At 45.0% G+C, this 15,410-nt stretch carries 15 protein-coding genes; 5 read left to right on the top strand and 10 right to left on the bottom strand.

The window, feature by feature from the left end; genetic code table 11:
* Positions 1-446: 446 nt before the first annotated feature.
* The gene (locus tag NDI33_RS15660) at positions 447-884 is read left to right on the top strand and encodes a hypothetical protein (RefSeq protein ID WP_190410046.1); all 438 of its coding nucleotides are present in this window, start codon (positions 447-449) and stop codon (positions 882-884) included.
* A gap of 115 nt (positions 885-999) precedes the next feature.
* On the opposite strand, the gene NDI33_RS15665 is transcribed toward NDI33_RS15660, so the two are convergent.
* The gene (locus NDI33_RS15665) at positions 1,000-1,500 is read right to left on the bottom strand and encodes a GNAT family N-acetyltransferase (protein WP_190675284.1); all 501 of its coding nucleotides are present in this window, start codon (positions 1,498-1,500) and stop codon (positions 1,000-1,002) included.
* 214 nt (positions 1,501-1,714) lie between these two features.
* Between NDI33_RS15665 and NDI33_RS15670 the strand changes: the two genes are divergently transcribed.
* Positions 1,715-3,166: a YdiU family protein gene (locus NDI33_RS15670; protein ID WP_190675286.1), complete on the top strand. Its 1,452-nt coding sequence runs from the start codon at positions 1,715-1,717 to the stop codon at positions 3,164-3,166.
* A 142-nt stretch (positions 3,167-3,308) separates the two neighbouring features.
* Here the strand turns inward: NDI33_RS15670 and NDI33_RS15675 are convergent, their stop codons facing one another.
* Positions 3,309-4,010: an alternative oxidase gene (locus NDI33_RS15675; protein ID WP_190675288.1), complete on the bottom strand. Its 702-nt coding sequence runs from the start codon at positions 4,008-4,010 to the stop codon at positions 3,309-3,311.
* Between the two features lie 287 nt (positions 4,011-4,297).
* On the opposite strand from NDI33_RS15675, the gene NDI33_RS15680 reads away from it, so the two are divergent.
* Positions 4,298-4,660 (top strand): helix-turn-helix domain-containing protein, encoded by a 363-nt coding sequence (locus tag NDI33_RS15680; protein WP_190410050.1) that lies wholly within the window; start codon positions 4,298-4,300, stop codon positions 4,658-4,660.
* Positions 4,661-4,703: 43 nt separating this feature from the next.
* Entirely contained in the window at positions 4,704-5,609 is a 906-nt protein-coding gene (locus NDI33_RS15685) for an ion channel (protein ID WP_190675291.1), read from the top strand.
* A 99-nt stretch (positions 5,610-5,708) separates the two neighbouring features.
* Here the strand turns inward: NDI33_RS15685 and NDI33_RS15690 are convergent, their stop codons facing one another.
* From NDI33_RS15690 to NDI33_RS15720, 7 genes are all read right to left on the bottom strand, one after another.
* A complete protein-coding gene (locus tag NDI33_RS15690; protein ID WP_206753664.1) occupies positions 5,709-7,592 on the bottom strand; it encodes a TolC family protein in 1,884 nt (627 codons plus the stop codon).
* A 204-nt stretch (positions 7,593-7,796) separates the two neighbouring features.
* Entirely contained in the window at positions 7,797-8,960 is a 1,164-nt protein-coding gene (locus NDI33_RS15695) for an ABC transporter permease (RefSeq protein ID WP_190428460.1), read from the bottom strand.
* A gap of 121 nt (positions 8,961-9,081) precedes the next feature.
* Positions 9,082-10,602 (bottom strand): efflux RND transporter periplasmic adaptor subunit, encoded by a 1,521-nt coding sequence (locus tag NDI33_RS15700; RefSeq protein WP_199302405.1) that lies wholly within the window; start codon positions 10,600-10,602, stop codon positions 9,082-9,084.
* 37 nt (positions 10,603-10,639) lie between these two features.
* Positions 10,640-13,339 carry a glucosidase gene (locus tag NDI33_RS15705; RefSeq protein WP_190675295.1) on the bottom strand — a complete coding sequence of 900 codons (2,700 nt, stop codon included), beginning with the start codon at positions 13,337-13,339 and terminating at the stop codon, positions 10,640-10,642.
* Positions 13,340-13,396: 57 nt separating this feature from the next.
* The gene (locus NDI33_RS15710; protein ID WP_190675296.1) at positions 13,397-13,957 is read right to left on the bottom strand and encodes a sugar O-acetyltransferase; all 561 of its coding nucleotides are present in this window, start codon (positions 13,955-13,957) and stop codon (positions 13,397-13,399) included.
* A gap of 211 nt (positions 13,958-14,168) precedes the next feature.
* Positions 14,169-14,534, bottom strand: a complete 366-nt coding sequence (locus NDI33_RS15715; protein WP_190410056.1) for a response regulator — start codon at positions 14,532-14,534, stop codon at positions 14,169-14,171.
* A gap of 106 nt (positions 14,535-14,640) precedes the next feature.
* Positions 14,641-14,904: a hypothetical protein gene (locus NDI33_RS15720; protein ID WP_190410057.1), complete on the bottom strand. Its 264-nt coding sequence runs from the start codon at positions 14,902-14,904 to the stop codon at positions 14,641-14,643.
* A 137-nt stretch (positions 14,905-15,041) separates the two neighbouring features.
* On the opposite strand from NDI33_RS15720, the gene NDI33_RS15725 reads away from it, so the two are divergent.
* On the top strand, positions 15,042-15,215 hold the full coding sequence (locus tag NDI33_RS15725; protein ID WP_190675298.1) for a hypothetical protein: 174 nt from the start codon (positions 15,042-15,044) through the stop codon (positions 15,213-15,215).
* Positions 15,216-15,235: 20 nt separating this feature from the next.
* Here the strand turns inward: NDI33_RS15725 and NDI33_RS15730 are convergent, their stop codons facing one another.
* Positions 15,236-15,403, bottom strand: a complete 168-nt coding sequence (locus NDI33_RS15730) for a hypothetical protein (protein ID WP_190675300.1) — start codon at positions 15,401-15,403, stop codon at positions 15,236-15,238.
* Positions 15,404-15,410: the final 7 nt, after the last annotated feature.

The following is a 15,410-nucleotide window of genomic DNA, read 5'->3' on the forward strand; positions in this document are numbered from 1 at the left end:
TAGCTCCGTATACGGCATACCAACTCCCCAGTGTCTTGATGCTGATCTACTCCCTTATTGTGCAATCTCGATTATGAACTGGCACACTACTTGACCATTCATGCAGGAGGTCTACTAATTAACTGCGTAAGTCCTGTTAGGGAAAGGCTCTAGTCCTAAATCACCCGCAGGGCATTAGTCATAGCAAGTTTGATTGATTAGTCGTAATCTCAATCGACTTTGAAGAATACAAAATTTTTTGGTGCAATCTCGCCAAATTATGCAATGCCCGCATTGACACCCTTGTTGTAACAGGTAGAAGATAGGGGCGATCGCTTCCCCCAGATTAACTATGCGCTTAAGTTTTTCTTTATAACAGTTTGTAACTGTGATAGCATCTATTCTGTCTTTTCCCTAAACAATTAGTGGAATCAAAATCCAGCGCTTTTACACTTAGGAGGATCGAAATGGCACTTAGCGACCAGCTCTTGAACCCAAGCAAAAAGGCTGAAGTTGTAGATGACTTCTGCAAATTGCTCGATGAGGAGGTCGCTTCCAAGTCAGGTATATCTGGTCTTGCCATAAAGGCAGGCTACAACGCCGTCAAGGGTATAAAGCCAGGGTACATTGGCTACGCTGTCGAGCAGTTCCTGCCAGGATGGTGTACAGCACTCGATCCCATTTGGAGCGAGAGTGTCCAGAAAGGAGATCCAGTCGCGCACTTCATTGCCAGCCGCTCTCCCGCAGCAGATGCTATCCTGAGTGTTACCGATGCCAGGATGGAGAGCGTCAGAAGCAGCCTCGTATTGGGTACCTATAAAAAATTGCGCGGCTCGGCTAAGAAAAACGTGGAGGAAGGGATACCGGGATTGGCTAAGCTTCTCGAAAAACACACCTTGGTCTGAACGAGAAGGGAACGGTAACACTCTGGTGCGGGTTCCTGTCCAAACAAGAGTGTGGAGTACGGTAGAGCTGTTCAACCCGATGTCTCTACTTACAAAAAAAGCCGTTCTCTTGGTATCAGCCTAATTCAATCAGCATTTCTATCGTACTGATGCGAAAGCCGCAGGAAGAAAATAATCGCCGCGCCGCCTCGTTAGCAACAGTCGTATCGAGGCGAATTTGTTTGACTCCAATCGAGTTAAAGCGTTCAATTGCCTGCATCACCATCGCCTTCGCAATTCCAGCTTGGCGATATTCCTCTTCAACCCAGAGGTCGTGAATAAAAGCATATTCTTGTAAACGGTAAATCGGGATTTCCCGTTCTACCGTCGCTACCAGAAACGCCACCACTTGCTTATTTTCAGCCTCAGCGACTATGAAGATATTGCGATCGCGTTGCGGTGGCGCATCCAGCGATGCACTAGACGCTATCCGACTCAACCACTTCTCATAACGCAACTCTGGATTCGGCAAGAATCCATACTTTGCCGAATCCCAAGCTTCATGCAAGGCACAAATCTTGGCAACCATCGGGAGGACAGATGGCACGTCAGCAGGTGTAGCAGGGCGAATAAGCATATTTCAGTCTTTTGATGCTGAAACTGTATACTTGCTTATCCGTAGCATAGAAATGAAACATTTTGCAAAGTGCGCGCACTTCGTGCCGCTTCGCTAACAGACTAAAGTCTGGCGCTATACAAACAAAGACTGCCTACGCAGTCTTTATAATGTTTGTTTCAGTCCGTATGTTTGTATAGGCACGAATTACATTCATTGGGTATTTTAGTAACTTATGACTCCTGAAAAGTTTTCCAATCCTTTTTTAAATCTCAATTATGAGTCTGCCTTAGAAGCTTTAGGCGATGATTATTTTGATCGAGTAGCAGCGGCAGACTTTCCTAAATATATTCTGCGCTTTCGCAACGATGAATTATTACCAATATTGGGACTGAAACCAGACACGGTGACAGACGATGATTTTATCGAAGCATTTGGGATGTTTCAAGGAGTTAGACCATTTTTAGCTTTGCGTTATCACGGCTATCAATTTGGAGAATATAACTCTCGTTTAGGCGATGGCAGAGGATTTCTCTACGGACAAGTGCGCGGTACGGATGGCGAACTTTATGACTTTGGAACGAAAGGGTCTGGTACGACTCCGTATTCTAGAGGCGGCGATGGTAGACTCACGCTTAAAGGTGGTGTCAGAGAAGTTTTAGCTGCTGAAGCACTTCATTATTTAGGAGTTCGTACTTCCCGCTGTTTATCAATGATTGAAACGGGAGAAGGACTCTGGCGAGGCGATGAACCTTCTCCAACAAGATCCTCGGTAATGATTCGTTTCAGCCGTTCCCACATTCGTTTTGGAACATTTGAGCGATTGCACTTTTTTGGACGCAAGGATTTAACTGAAAAGCTTTTAGACCATGTAATTGAACAATATTATCCTCACCTCAAAGATAAGCAAGACCGCTACATTCTGTTTTATGCAGAATTAGTCAAGCGGGTTGCAAAACTTGTTGCTCAATGGATGTCCGTTGGGTTTTGTCATGCGGTTTTAAACACCGATAATATGTCTATTACTGGGGAAAGTTTCGACTATGGTCCCTACGCTTTTATTAACACCTACGACCCCAAATTTACTGCTGCCTACTTTGACTATTACGGACGCTACAGCTACGGCAATCAACCAGGAATTTGCCAGCTAAATTTAGAAATGCTCCAACAACCCCTATCTGCGGTTATTCCTATGCCAGAGATGGAAGTTGCTCTATCCCAATTTGCCGAGCATTATAACCGAACTTACACCGCGCGGATGATCGGTAAATTGGGATTCGAGAATCTGCCCGATTTAGCCGCAGAAGAATTAGTGATGCAAACTCTGAAACTCCTGGTAGAAACACAAGTAAGCTATCACAGTTTCTTTTGGGAAGTAACAAATCAGTTTGACCGCAATTGGCGTGACGATGCGACAAATATTCTGAAAGCAGAAGAATTTTTGAATGCGCCTGAGGCTACAGCATTATTGGAAGACTGGAGAAATTTATACCTGCAAACTTTACTCAGTTTCCCAGATAGCGAACTGGATAATATAGCAACACGGTTACGTCGTCATAATCCTAAAACTGCATTAGTCAGACCCGAAATAGAAGCGGTTTGGGAGAAAATTGACCAAGAAGATAACTGGACACCGTTTTATGAATTGATTGAGCGACTGAGATTTCACAAGAATGCGATCGCTTAATCTTCATTACTTGGTTTTCCTCTGTTTGTAAATGGCGTTAATCTATTGACATAAAAGAGATATAGCCATTTCTAACTCCTTCAAAAAAACAAAAGGAGAGATAGTTTAAATATCTCTCCTTTTGTTTTTTTATCAGCACATCCTATTGCATAACAACTGATTTAACTTCTTCATCTGGGGCAAGGAATGTTGCACCTACTTCTATCGTATGGGGACTCTTGAAGGTTAATTGAGCATCAGGCTTCTGGCAAGCTATCATTGTCTTGACGTGTTCCGCTTCATCATCTCGAATGTTTACAAACACATCGTAGAGGTTGTTGATGACGGGACGGCGTTCTTCTGGAACTCCTCCAGTTTGAAACTCATCGAACATATACAAGTCGCCGTCTCGATAGTAATTGATAGCAATTTGTGGGGCAGATGTAGCTTTTAATTCTGATTCATTTTCTTGCAAAAATGTATCGTAAGTATGATAAGCGTGTCCTTCAACTAATTCCATGAAATTGTAGGCAGAACGAGGCGAGAGAATGTAAAGAACAACGATCACCCAATAATAAAGTAAAGCAGTATGTTGTGCTAAAAATCTATCGAACCACTGCTGATTACCCCCTAAAGATTCCATAATTAGGAGGTGATGGAGTTCGTTCCAAGATTCCGCAAAGTGAACTTTTAACCAATCTGCTCTGCGCCACATTCCGATTGTTTCGTAAAGGTGCAAAACTGATAAGTAGGCAAAGTAAGGAACACGAGCAACTGTTTCTAGGACGTAAAAACGGGGATAAGGGCGATCGCGGTAAATTGTGTTGATAACAAAGACTAATACACCGACAAGTAATCGAATCATTTGAAAAACCTCAAATATTTTGATTTATTGAAGAAGTTGAGCGGGAAGGAAGGCTGTTCGTTCCTTCTATTTGCATCCTACTCAACTCCTAAAAATAGAAAATCCGTAAATCTGACAGTGGCTGGAAGGACACTATAGTTACCAAAAGTAAAAGATTGACCCGTTGCAACTTGTCCAGAGCTTTATTAAGAAAGATTAAAATATTTGGCGGGAGCTAACTTCAGCGTCCCTCTGTTCAGAAGATTGGTCAGAATAAGCAAAGAAAAGAGCGATATCTAGAGGCATCAATGCTTAACAGCAGCCAGTGCATAGAGACAAAATGCCCAATCCAGTTCACCGTGGACTTAATCGGCAGTAAATGGTCTATTCTGATTCTCAGAGAGTTGTTTACAAGCGATCGCCGTACCCACGAGTTCCTAGAAGCATTGCCTGGAATTAGCACCAAAACGTTGATGATACGGCTCAGAGAACTAGAAGAGTATGGTTTAGTGGAACGCCGAGTCTACGCAGAAATTCCTCCCCGCGTAGAGTATTCGCTCACCCAGAAGGGGCGAGAAATTCAACCCGTGATGACAGCGCTAAAGCAGGTGGGAGAACGATGGCTCAACCGAGATGCTTGTGTTTGTCCTCTTGATGGGATAGCTTTCTAGGAAAGGTCGCCTGCGTGACGCCGATTCCTAATAACAACAATCTATGGGCAAAAGATATCGTTCGCCCTCATTAACGCGCTTTGTGAGCCGGGATGGGCAGTTGAACATCGTGCGGCGAGGGGTATCGGGATTTCATCGGGGCGATCTATATCATTTGCTGCTTACCCTTTCCTGGGGATGGTTCTTAGCGCTGTTCAGTCTGTTGTATTTAGTCTCCAACACGGTATTTGCCCTCATCTATCTAGCTGGAGGAGATTGCATCCAGAACGCTCAACCGGGTTCCTTCCTTGACGCCTTCTTTTTCAGCGTCCAGACGATGGCGACTATCGGCTACGGTGCGATGTATCCGCGTACGCCTTACGCGAATGCGGTGGTGACAGTCGAAGCGCTGGCGGGTCTTTTCGGAGTGGCAATGGCGACGGGACTGGCGTTTGCGCGGTTCTCCGTGCCAACGGCGAGAGTGATTTTCAGTCGCGTGGCAGCGATCGCTCCCTATGATGGGGTGCCGACTCTGATGTTTCGGACGGCTAACCAGCGGCGCGACGTAATTGTAGAAGCGCAGATCCGGGTGACTTTAGTTCGCAACGAAGTCAATCGGGAGGGAGAATTCATGCGTCGGTTTTACGATCTCAAATTAGTTCGCAGTCATACATCCATGTTTGCATTGAGTTGGACGGTGATGCATCAGATTGACGAGACGAGTCCGCTTTATGGGGTTACGGTAGACTCCCTGGCTGAGTCGGAAAGCGAGATCGTCGTGATGCTGACTGGGTTAGACGAAATCGTTTCACAGACGATCCATGCCCGTCACTCCTTTGCCACGTCCGATATCCTGTGGAATATGCGTTTTGTGGACATCTTATCTAGGATGCCGGACGGGCGGCGCTCGATCGACTATACCCGCTTTCATGATGTGATGCCGATAGAATCTGTCAGGGGTAATAAGTAACTGGAAAAAGATAGTTTTCCCTTCACCTAAGTTCAGCAAACCCTATTGGAGACAGAGACTCAGGTAGTTTAACAATGGTTTTTTTCCTGAGACTTAATATCATTTTCTTTCAATTGTCACCTGCCAAGTTTCCAGTGTGGTACCGACAGATTGATCGAGATTTGTCAAGGCATTGAGATAATCAATCGTTGCATCTAGTTCTCGGTTTCTTGCCTCTACTAAATTATTCTGAAAACTCACAACCTGAAAAATTGACCCTCTTCCCAATCTCAGTTTTTCTTGTTCTATTTGTAGTGTTCTCTCAGCCAATTGCCTTGCTTGCTGGGCAAGTTGCACCTGTCGAAGACTTAGATTTACATTTCTAACTCTATCTGTTACTTCAATATCGATACTTTGACGCAGACTTTCTAAAGTATTTTCTGCTTTCTGGAAGTTTACTTGACTTCGTTGATAATCTCGTTCCACAGTGAGATCGCCGAAGGTACGGGACAAGATTAACCCAGCTGTTAGTTGGGTTGTGTCATCTAAGGAATCGCCGTAACCTGCATCTAAGTCTAAGTTCCAGCGCCGGTTATTATCTGCAATTAATCTTTCAAATTTTGTTCTTTCCAAGCTGAACTGTGCTTGCAAATAATCCGGTCTGTTTTGAAATGCAATTTGTTTTAGATTATTTAAATCTAAAGACTTCGATTGCAATACTATTTCTTCTACAGGTTCAATATTAAGAGTTTGCTCGATATCTAGAATATCTAACAAAGTTAATTTGACAGACTCCAGATTATTCCGAGCCTCTAACAAGCTGACTTCTCTATTTGCAATGTCTGTCTGGCTTTGAACAATTTCAACTGGCGCGAGTCGCCCAGCCTCAATCAAGGCTTGGTTAAATTCTAAAATTTGGCGGGCGCTTTCTAGAGAAATCTGCTCAATATTCAGTCTTTCCTGCGCTCTAAGTAAATTGCGGTAGACTAAGATAGCTTCAGTGATGGTATTAATGAGAGTTGATTTTAAACCTTGAATATTTGCTCTTTCATCGAGTCGAGCAATTTCAATAGGAGCTTGATTAACTGCAATACCAGCACCTCGTAATAGAGGTTGAGTTAAACGTAGCTGAAGATTTGAGCCAAATAGATTGTTATCTCTATCAACATTGAAATTATTTATATTTGACGTTTGACCGTTCGTTTCCCAACCAAAACTCAGCCTACCTCCCGTAGGAACCGTGACCTCAACAGTGGCACCAACACCAAGATCGCTATTCGTGCTAGTGTTTCCACCCGAACCAAAGCGATCGAGATTAAATGATAATCTAGGCGTAAAATCAGGGACAAATCTATCTTCTGCCACTGCTAAGTCTTGTCTTTGGGCGATTCTTTCTAAATAAGCGTTTTTGATATCTTTATTGTTTTGCAATACCAAGATAACAACATCAGCTAGGGTTAATTGAATCCCTCGCCCAGTTGTTACGGTTTCTTGTTGGTTGGGTTTTGGTTGCGCTTGAGCTAATAAAGCGGCTGGTTTCCTGGCTCCAGAGAACACCTTTAAAATTGACCGGGATGCGGCAACGGGAGGCGAAGATTGGGGGTGAATACTTTTTGCCGATGGGGGGATACTAGATCCCTCCAACTCTCCTTGTAAAGGCGGGCTAGTAGTTGGAGAGGGTGGGAATTGTCTTGGCTGGGCGTTAAGCGTAAAAGTTGGACTGGTTTTAGTTGCGAGTGGGGAAAGAGAAGAAGGAGCGATCGCATTCTTTACACCAGTTCCCCCTAAAACTATTGCTTTGCCTATGTTCACCCCCGGGCTTTCTGAGACTGGAGCCGTTTTGAGCTTTGCTCTATCCGTTGGCGGAACCATAATCGGGCGTGCGAGTTCCGGCGTCTGTGTCTGAGCTGCTGTCCGAACATTAGCTGTCGTCGCTCTTACCGCCGTTGAATGAAGCTTAAAAACGGTGGCTAACGTTAACGTCGTGCCTAAAGTTGCAGTCACAAGCAGAACGACCCCCCCAAAAAGAGAGCGGATAGGAGGCAAAAACCTACCGCTAGAAGCTGGAGGTTGAGAATCTGGGTCGTCGAGCTTGTGCATGATCGCGGATAGCTTTTAGCTGGTTGATTTTAGATTTTAGATTGAACCATTGCCGATTTAATCCAAAATCAAAAATTGAGCCGCTTTACGTAATGCCTATTCGTGAGGCTAAGAGTTACGCAATGCTTTCACGGGATCGAGTCGGCTAGCTCTCACAGCAGGCAAAAATCCAGCGCCTACTCCTACCAAGAGTGCAGATCCTAAGGACAAGGCAGCCGTCTTGCTTTCAAATTCGTAAGGTAACTTAAAAGTTTCGGCGACAACCATCGTCAAGCCATGCACCGAGATAATAGCGGCAGTTCCCCCCAATAAACTCAGGATTGCCGCTTCCAGAATAAATTGCAGCAAGATGTCCCGCCTTTTTGCCCCAATTGCCCGCCTCAGCCCAATTTCTGGGGTACGCTCCATTACTGCTGCGATTGTGATATTGGCAATGCCGACGCCACCGATGAGTAGCGAAATGATTCCCACGGCTGTCAGCCCATTGGATGCCATTTCCAAGGTTTGCTGCTGCGCCAAGATTTCGTCTACGTTGTTCCAGGCATAAACCTCTTTGCCTGGGAAGCGCTGCTCCATCAGTTGCTTGGCTTTGTCTGCCAAATCTTCTAAGTCTTCTATTTTGTAAGGGCGTATCTTGAAGGAGCCAAGGTCGCGGCTACCCGTCAGGGCGTAGTAAAACGACATCGGTATCAATACCTCACCTTCAGGTTCCCCAAAAGATGGGGTAACGGTTGGCACGACCCCGACAACGACGTAGGGTCTTGAATTAGCATAAATGGTTTCTCCAACAGCTTTCTGACCTTTAAAAAGTTTGTCTACTAAAAATTGATCGAGCACCACGACAGGGCGATAGTTTTCAAAATCGGCAGGAGTGAAGAAGCGCCCCGCTACCAATTGCTTTCCCGACGTGAGCAGAAAGTCTTGAGTAACAGACCTCATATTAGGTTGGGCTTCTTCATCCTGAAATAAGGTTTGAGGATTCGGATAGAACCCACTAGAGGCACTGATTGCCCGCACGCCCTCTAGCCGCTGTCGCAAGTATTCCATGTCTTCTGACCGGAGTTCCCCATTCATGTAGACAGAGACTTGAGGGGCGTCTCTCTCAGCGAGTTGCTTGGCAATTACCGCTCGACTGATGCTGCCCACTTGAAGCGTGGCGCTGACTGCTGCTACACCCATAAAAACGCCCAAAGTGGTAAGGGTAGAACGCACAGGGTTACTGCGTAGCGAGTTACAGGTGAGCGCGAGGAGGTCGAAGGGGGAGAGGCTCATATCAACTTAAAAATTAGGAATTACCAATTACTTCTCATGTTTCTTTTTTCTGTTTCCCAGGCTGAGCATGAGAGCAAGGATATTGATTACCAATTACCGATTACCAATTACCAATTACCAATCACTTTTCATCTTTCTTTTCTAATTTCTCTTGAACAATAACCGGCGTTCCTGGCTCTAAGGAAGCATCCGGTGGGGGCAGCACCACGGAGTCCCCCGGTTGCAAACCTGAAGTCACTTCTACGGTTGTTAATCCCTCTAGCCCCAAAGATACGTCCCGTTTTTGCGCCTTGCCTTGATCTCGTACCCAGACAAAGGGTTTAGAACCAGAGCGCTGTATGGCTTCCGTATTCAAAACCACGACGTTCTGGCGCTGCTGCAAAATGATTTCGACGCTGACTTGGCTGCTAGGAATTAATCTGCGGGTGGGTTGGTCAAGCTTGACAGTTGCAGGCACCGTGGCTTGTCCGGATTGGCTTTCCTGCTCGCTGCTGCTAGAAGTGCTAGCGATCGCTTGGGGATACAAGCTTTGCACTCGTCCGGTAAATTTCTTCGCATCGGGACCAATCACACTAATGCGGACACGTTGATTGCTCTTCACTTTGGCAGCATTGAGTGTGGAAAGATTGAGTTTCACCAACTCTTGTGTCGGATCGCCTAAAGTCAGCAGGTCATTCCCAATGTTGACGCCATTCCCATTCTTAACCATGATGTTGAGAACTTTCCCTTGAATGGGTGCAGTGACGATGTTGTTTTGGAGTTGCTGCTGAAGATTTTTGATTTCCAGCACCTTCATCTGGATGTCCCGACTGGTGGTAGCGACTTCTAATTGTGCCTGCCGCAGTTCAGTTTGTGCAGTCGCCACCTTGTCTAAGATTTCTTGCTGGTCAGTTTGACGCTGCTGCTGAAGGCTCTGGAGTTCTAAGCTACTTGTACTCGCTTCTAACTGAGCATCTCGTAAAGCAGACTGGGCATCGCGGACTTGTTCTTGCTGATTCTGGAGTTCGTTGGCTGGAATGAAGCCTTTGTCAGCGAGGACTTGCAGCTGCTTGAGTTCCTGTTGGGCAGCCGTTAGCTTTTCCTGAGCTTCGGCAATCTTCTGCTGATTGCGTTTGATGCTGAGTTCCTGTTTCCGAATTGCCGCCTGCTGATTGACACGATTTTGGAGTTCTCTTCGGGCAGTTGTTAGCCTTTCCTGGGCTTCTACAACTTTCTGGCGACTGCGTGCCAAAGTGAGTTCCTGTTTAGTAATCTCCAACTGCTGGGCGTCGAGGCTTGTTTCTTGCTTGGTGTCGCGCAGAACGATGAGTTTTTGACCGGATTGAACGCGATCGCCAAGTTGTACTAACACCCGTTCCACAGCGCTTTCCGCTGGGGATTTGAGGGTTTGCTGACCGCCTAATTCAACCACGCCACTTTCATTGATCGTGTTCTCAACGGTGCCTCGTTCTACTTTGACCAAACGCACCGCCACTGGGTCGCCGGAGCGATTTAGCAGCAACCCATAAACTAGCCAGCCTCCTACGCTGGCGACTGCTAAACCTGCTGACCAAGCTAACCATTTGACTCCAGCCTTGAATTCCGGTTTGCCCAGTTTTCCAATTCCCAACACTTTGCCCGTCCAGTTTGCAGTGGTAAGCAAAAATCACCCTGCTACTGATAATAGTTCACCGTTCAGTCTATTTTTGAGCAGGTTTGGAAGCTTGATTTTGTCCGCCGTATTCGCCGCATTGCTGAATGAGTTTAGCGACTACACCTGTCCAGCCAGTTTGATGACTAGCGCCCAGTCCTGCGCCATTATCGCCATGAAAATATTCGTAGAACAGAATTAAATCGCGCCAATGGGGATTATTTTGAAAGGTTTCCGAGTCGCCATAAACCGGACGTTTACCTGATTCATCCTGAAGGAAAATTCGGGTTAGCCTTTGCGACAATTCTGTGGCGACTTCCCAGAGATTCATCATTTGACCAGAACCTGTGGAACATTCGACTTGGAAATCATCACCCAGGTAGTAATGAAATTTTTGAAGAGCTTCAATAATTAAATAATTAATCGGAAACCAAATAGGCCCGCGCCAGTTGGAATTCCCCCCAAATAAGCCGCTCCTGGATTCTGCGGGTTCGTAATCTACCCGGTATTCTTCTCCATTGACCCGAAAAATGTAGGGATTATTCGCATGGAATTTTGAAACGGAGCGAATCCCATAGGAGCTTAAAAATTCATTTTCATCGAGCATTTTCTCTAAGATCCGGCGCAGTTTATCTCGATAAGCGATCGCAAGTAATCTTCTAGCACCAACCCCTGGCGTTTCCATACACGCAACATTTTGCTTCAGGTTAGGGCGATTTTGAATAAACCATTGCATTCGTTGTTGAAAACCTGGAAGTTTCTCCAACATTTCTGGTTCAATCGTCGCAACTGCTAATAGGGGAATCAGCCCAACCATTGAACGCACTTTTAGGGGCAAATAGGTACCATCGGGTAAATGCAGCATATCGTAGTAAAAGCCATCAGCTTCATCCCACAAAGATGTCTCTGCATCGCCCATACAGTTCATCGCATCAGCGATATAAAGGAAGTGTTCAAAAAATTTGCTAGCGATATCTTCGTAAGCGGAATTTTCTTGCGCTAACTCTAGCGCGATCGCTAGCATATTTAGACAGTACATTCCCATCCAACTTGTACCATCAGACTGTTCTAGGTTTCCGCCTGTAGGAAGTTCTACATTTCTGTCAAAGACACCAATGTTATCCATTCCTAAGAAACCTCCCTGAAATACATTTTTCCCTCCGATATCTTTGCGGTTCACCCACCAGGTAAAATTAAGCAGTAACTTTTGAAATACGCGCTCTAAAAACTTCTTATCAGTGCGACCATACATTTTTTGTTCAATCTTGTAAATGCGGAATGTTGCCCAAGCATGAACCGGCGGATTACCATCGCTGAAATCCCATTCATAGGCTGGTAATTGACCATTGGGATGCATATACCATTCCCGCGTCAATCTATCGAGTTGCCGCTTTGCAAAATCCGGATCGATTGTTGCTAAGGGAATGACATGAAAGGCTAAATCCCAGGCTGCAAACCAAGGATATTCCCACTTGTCCGGCATGGAAATAATGTCATCATTGAAAAGATGAATCCACTCAGAATTTCTAATGCTTTGGCGCGACTTGGGTGACGGATGAATCGGATCGCCTTTTAACCATTCCTCTACAACATAGTAATAATATTGCTTATTCCATAACATTCCCGCGAAAGCTTGTCGTTGCACATTTCGCCTGTCTTCCGTTAGCGAACAGGGAGAAGTAACTTTTTCGTAAAATTCATCAGCTTCTCGTTTGCGATTTTGGAAAGCTGTGTCAAAATCCGCACCAAATGGTTCTGCAAAGTCAGGTGAATCAGTTAGTCGTAGTCGAATCACCTTGGTTTCGCCCGCAGCAATTCTTAATCTATAATTTGCAGCAAATTTAGTTCCTGTTTGGTTAGGATTTACAGCATCTTTTTGACCGCTGACAATATAATTATTAATTCCATCTTTTACGTAGGGCGAGGGATTATTTACCCCAAACAATCTTTCCTGATTTGTTTCATTTTCTGTAAACAACAGTAGAGGCGGCGTTTCCGCACCCTGATTCCCCTCACAATAAAGCCAGCGTTCGCCTAGCGTTGCTTCAGTAGCTTCTAAAATACTTAGATTCTCGTCACTTTTGAGCTTTTTGATTTTGGGCTTCTCTTCAGAATTATTCCAAGACCAGGTATTACGAAACCAGAGAGTCGGGAGAAGATGCAGCGTTTTCTCTTCAGTTCCTCGGTTGATAGCACTAATTTGAATTAAAATATCCTCTGGTGAAGCTTTGGCATACTCAACAAAAATATCGAAATAGGCATCAGAATCAAAAACTCCAGTATCAAGTAATTCAAATTCTCGCTCTTGATAACCTCTACACTTATTTTCTTCAACGAGTTGAGTATAAGGGAATGCTTGTTGTGGATATTTATAAAGACATTTCATGTAAGAATGAGTGGGAGTATTGTCAAGATAAAAGTAATATTCCTTGACATCCTCGCCATGATTTCCTTCCTTCCCAGTTAAGCCAAAAAGCCTTTCTTTAAGGATCGGATCTTCTCCATTCCAAAGCGCGATCGCAAAACAAAGCCGCTGATGATTATCCGAAATCCCGGCAATCCCATCTTCTCCCCAGCGATAAGCGCGAGAACGAGCCTGATCGTGAGTAAAATAGTCCCAAGCCGAGCCATCAGGACTATAATCTTCTCTCACCGTTCCCCACTGTCGTTCGCTCAAATAAGACCCCCATCGCCGCCAATGAGCTTTGCGATCGCGGTCTTCTTGTAATCTAGTTTCTTCTGGAGTCATCCTACTGTTAAATGATTAAAATTTTTCTAATGAATTCTAATTAAACTCAACAAAAATTTAAGTTGCTGGTCGAATAATGCGACAGGGATTTCCAGCAGCCACAACATTTTCAGGAATATCTTTAACAACAACACTGCCAGCTCCAATCGTGGTGTTGTCGCCAATTGTTACCCCTGGACAAATGATAGTGCCGCCTCCAATCCAGACATTATTGCCAATATTAATGGGTGCGGCGAGTTCCAGACCTGTTTGACGGATTTCAGGATCGGTCGGATGATAGGCGGTGTAAATTTGCACGTAGGGACCAAACAAAACATTGTCACCGATATGAACGGTATTGCAGTCTAGAATTACGCATCCATAATTCATGTACAACCCGTTGCCAGCGTAAATATTGCTACCGTAGTCACAGTGAAATGGCGGTACAATTTGAACCGTTGAGCCTACCTGAGCGAACAAGTCGTTGAGAATTTGCGATCGCAACTCTAGCTCTTCCTCAGTTGTCGCATTGTACATTCTTAATAGACGAGACGCCCGTTTGCTTCCAGCAGCGAGTTCCGGGTCAGACGCTAGATATAGCTCGCCTGCCAGCATCTTCTGTTTTTCCGTTTTTTCCACGGCGTTGCTTCCTGCACTTTCTCTACAAGTATGCGTTGAAAGTCTACAGGCGTGATGAGAAAGCAATGAGAAATAGCCGCTTGTCCATGCCAAACTTTCCTCATTTACTGGCATCTGCCTAAAGACAAAAAAAGAGAGGCTCCGCCTCCCCCTTTAGTCGTAAATTTAAATAGACATTCCCAAGCACCTGCTTAAGAATAAGAAAGTCGGATTATTTTCTCATATGAGTAGCGATCGCTTCTAAAAGTGAAGCAGTTGTAAACGGTTTAGCAAGATAACCGTTTGCGCCTAAGAGTTGCCCTTGGTGAAAGAAGTTTTCAGTAGTATCAGCCGTGAGAAAGATGAACGGAATTGGAGCTGTAACCGGATCGGAACGAAGCGCCCTGAGAACTTCGTACCCATCAAGTTCTGGCATTCTCACATCACATAAAATCAAATCGGGACGCAATTCTTTTGCCAATTGCACTCCGATGCTGCCATTTTCAGCACCAATGGCAATAAATTCTCCTTCAATCAGGATGTCTAGGATGCTCTCACGGATTACTTCTTCATCTTCAATCACCAACACTTTTGTCATCAGTTCCTATCTAGCCATTCAATGACGCTCTGACAACAAAAGGGGTATTCAGCAATTCTATTGCTCAACTGGCTTGTATCAGTTTTATAATGCGACTCTCTAAAAACTATCTTATTTCTGAGGGTCGATCTCCACCAATCGAGAGTGCCTTCTTGCTCTGTTTCAACTGTTTCCAGAGACGCTTCACTTGTTCATATGCCTGTTCGGGAGCAAGCTTGCCTCCGGTCTCTAGAGCAGAAATGTAGCCAACTTTATGAGCAAACTCTTGCAAATTGGCATTAAAAGCGAGTTGTTCGGGCGTAAATGAGCCGTAATAGCGGCTTTGAGGGTAAAGAAAGCTGTTTTTGCTCGCTTGGTCAGGATTAATCATGGCTATCTTTTTATGACATTGAGTCTTAATTTCAAAATCTCTTGTAGATGTTACCTTAACCTAAATTTAACCTAATTTGATTACCCCCTAGGGAATATTCACAAATATAAACTTTCCTGAATTACTAAACAGCAGGGATGATGTTCTGGCTTGGCTTCACCGATGCAGAGTTTACGGCACGTTGCACCCAACAAAGGCGATCTAAAGCCGATCGCGTCTCCCTCGAAAATTCAGCTACTTTCTCCTTGCCTCCATACGCTGTTGAAAGTCCCAAGACAGCACAGCAAACTGTATTGTCTGCGACACGCTAAATCTGCAAAAACAGTCATGCTTAAGGGGAACTCAGCCTAAGAATGCAAAGACGGCGATCGCTCGTTTGATGTTGCGGTAGATTTCGCAATTGGCTACCTTGCACAGACAGCGATCGCTTTTTATTGCCAGAAGCTTCTCTCAGGATGGAGACTGAAAGCAATAGGAGAGATTTTGCGATTCCCAGCATCAGGGAT

It is taken from the genome of Trichocoleus sp. DQ-A1, from assembly GCF_039961955.1.
Classification (GTDB): Bacteria; Cyanobacteriota; Cyanobacteriia; order Cyanobacteriales; family FACHB-T130; genus FACHB-T130.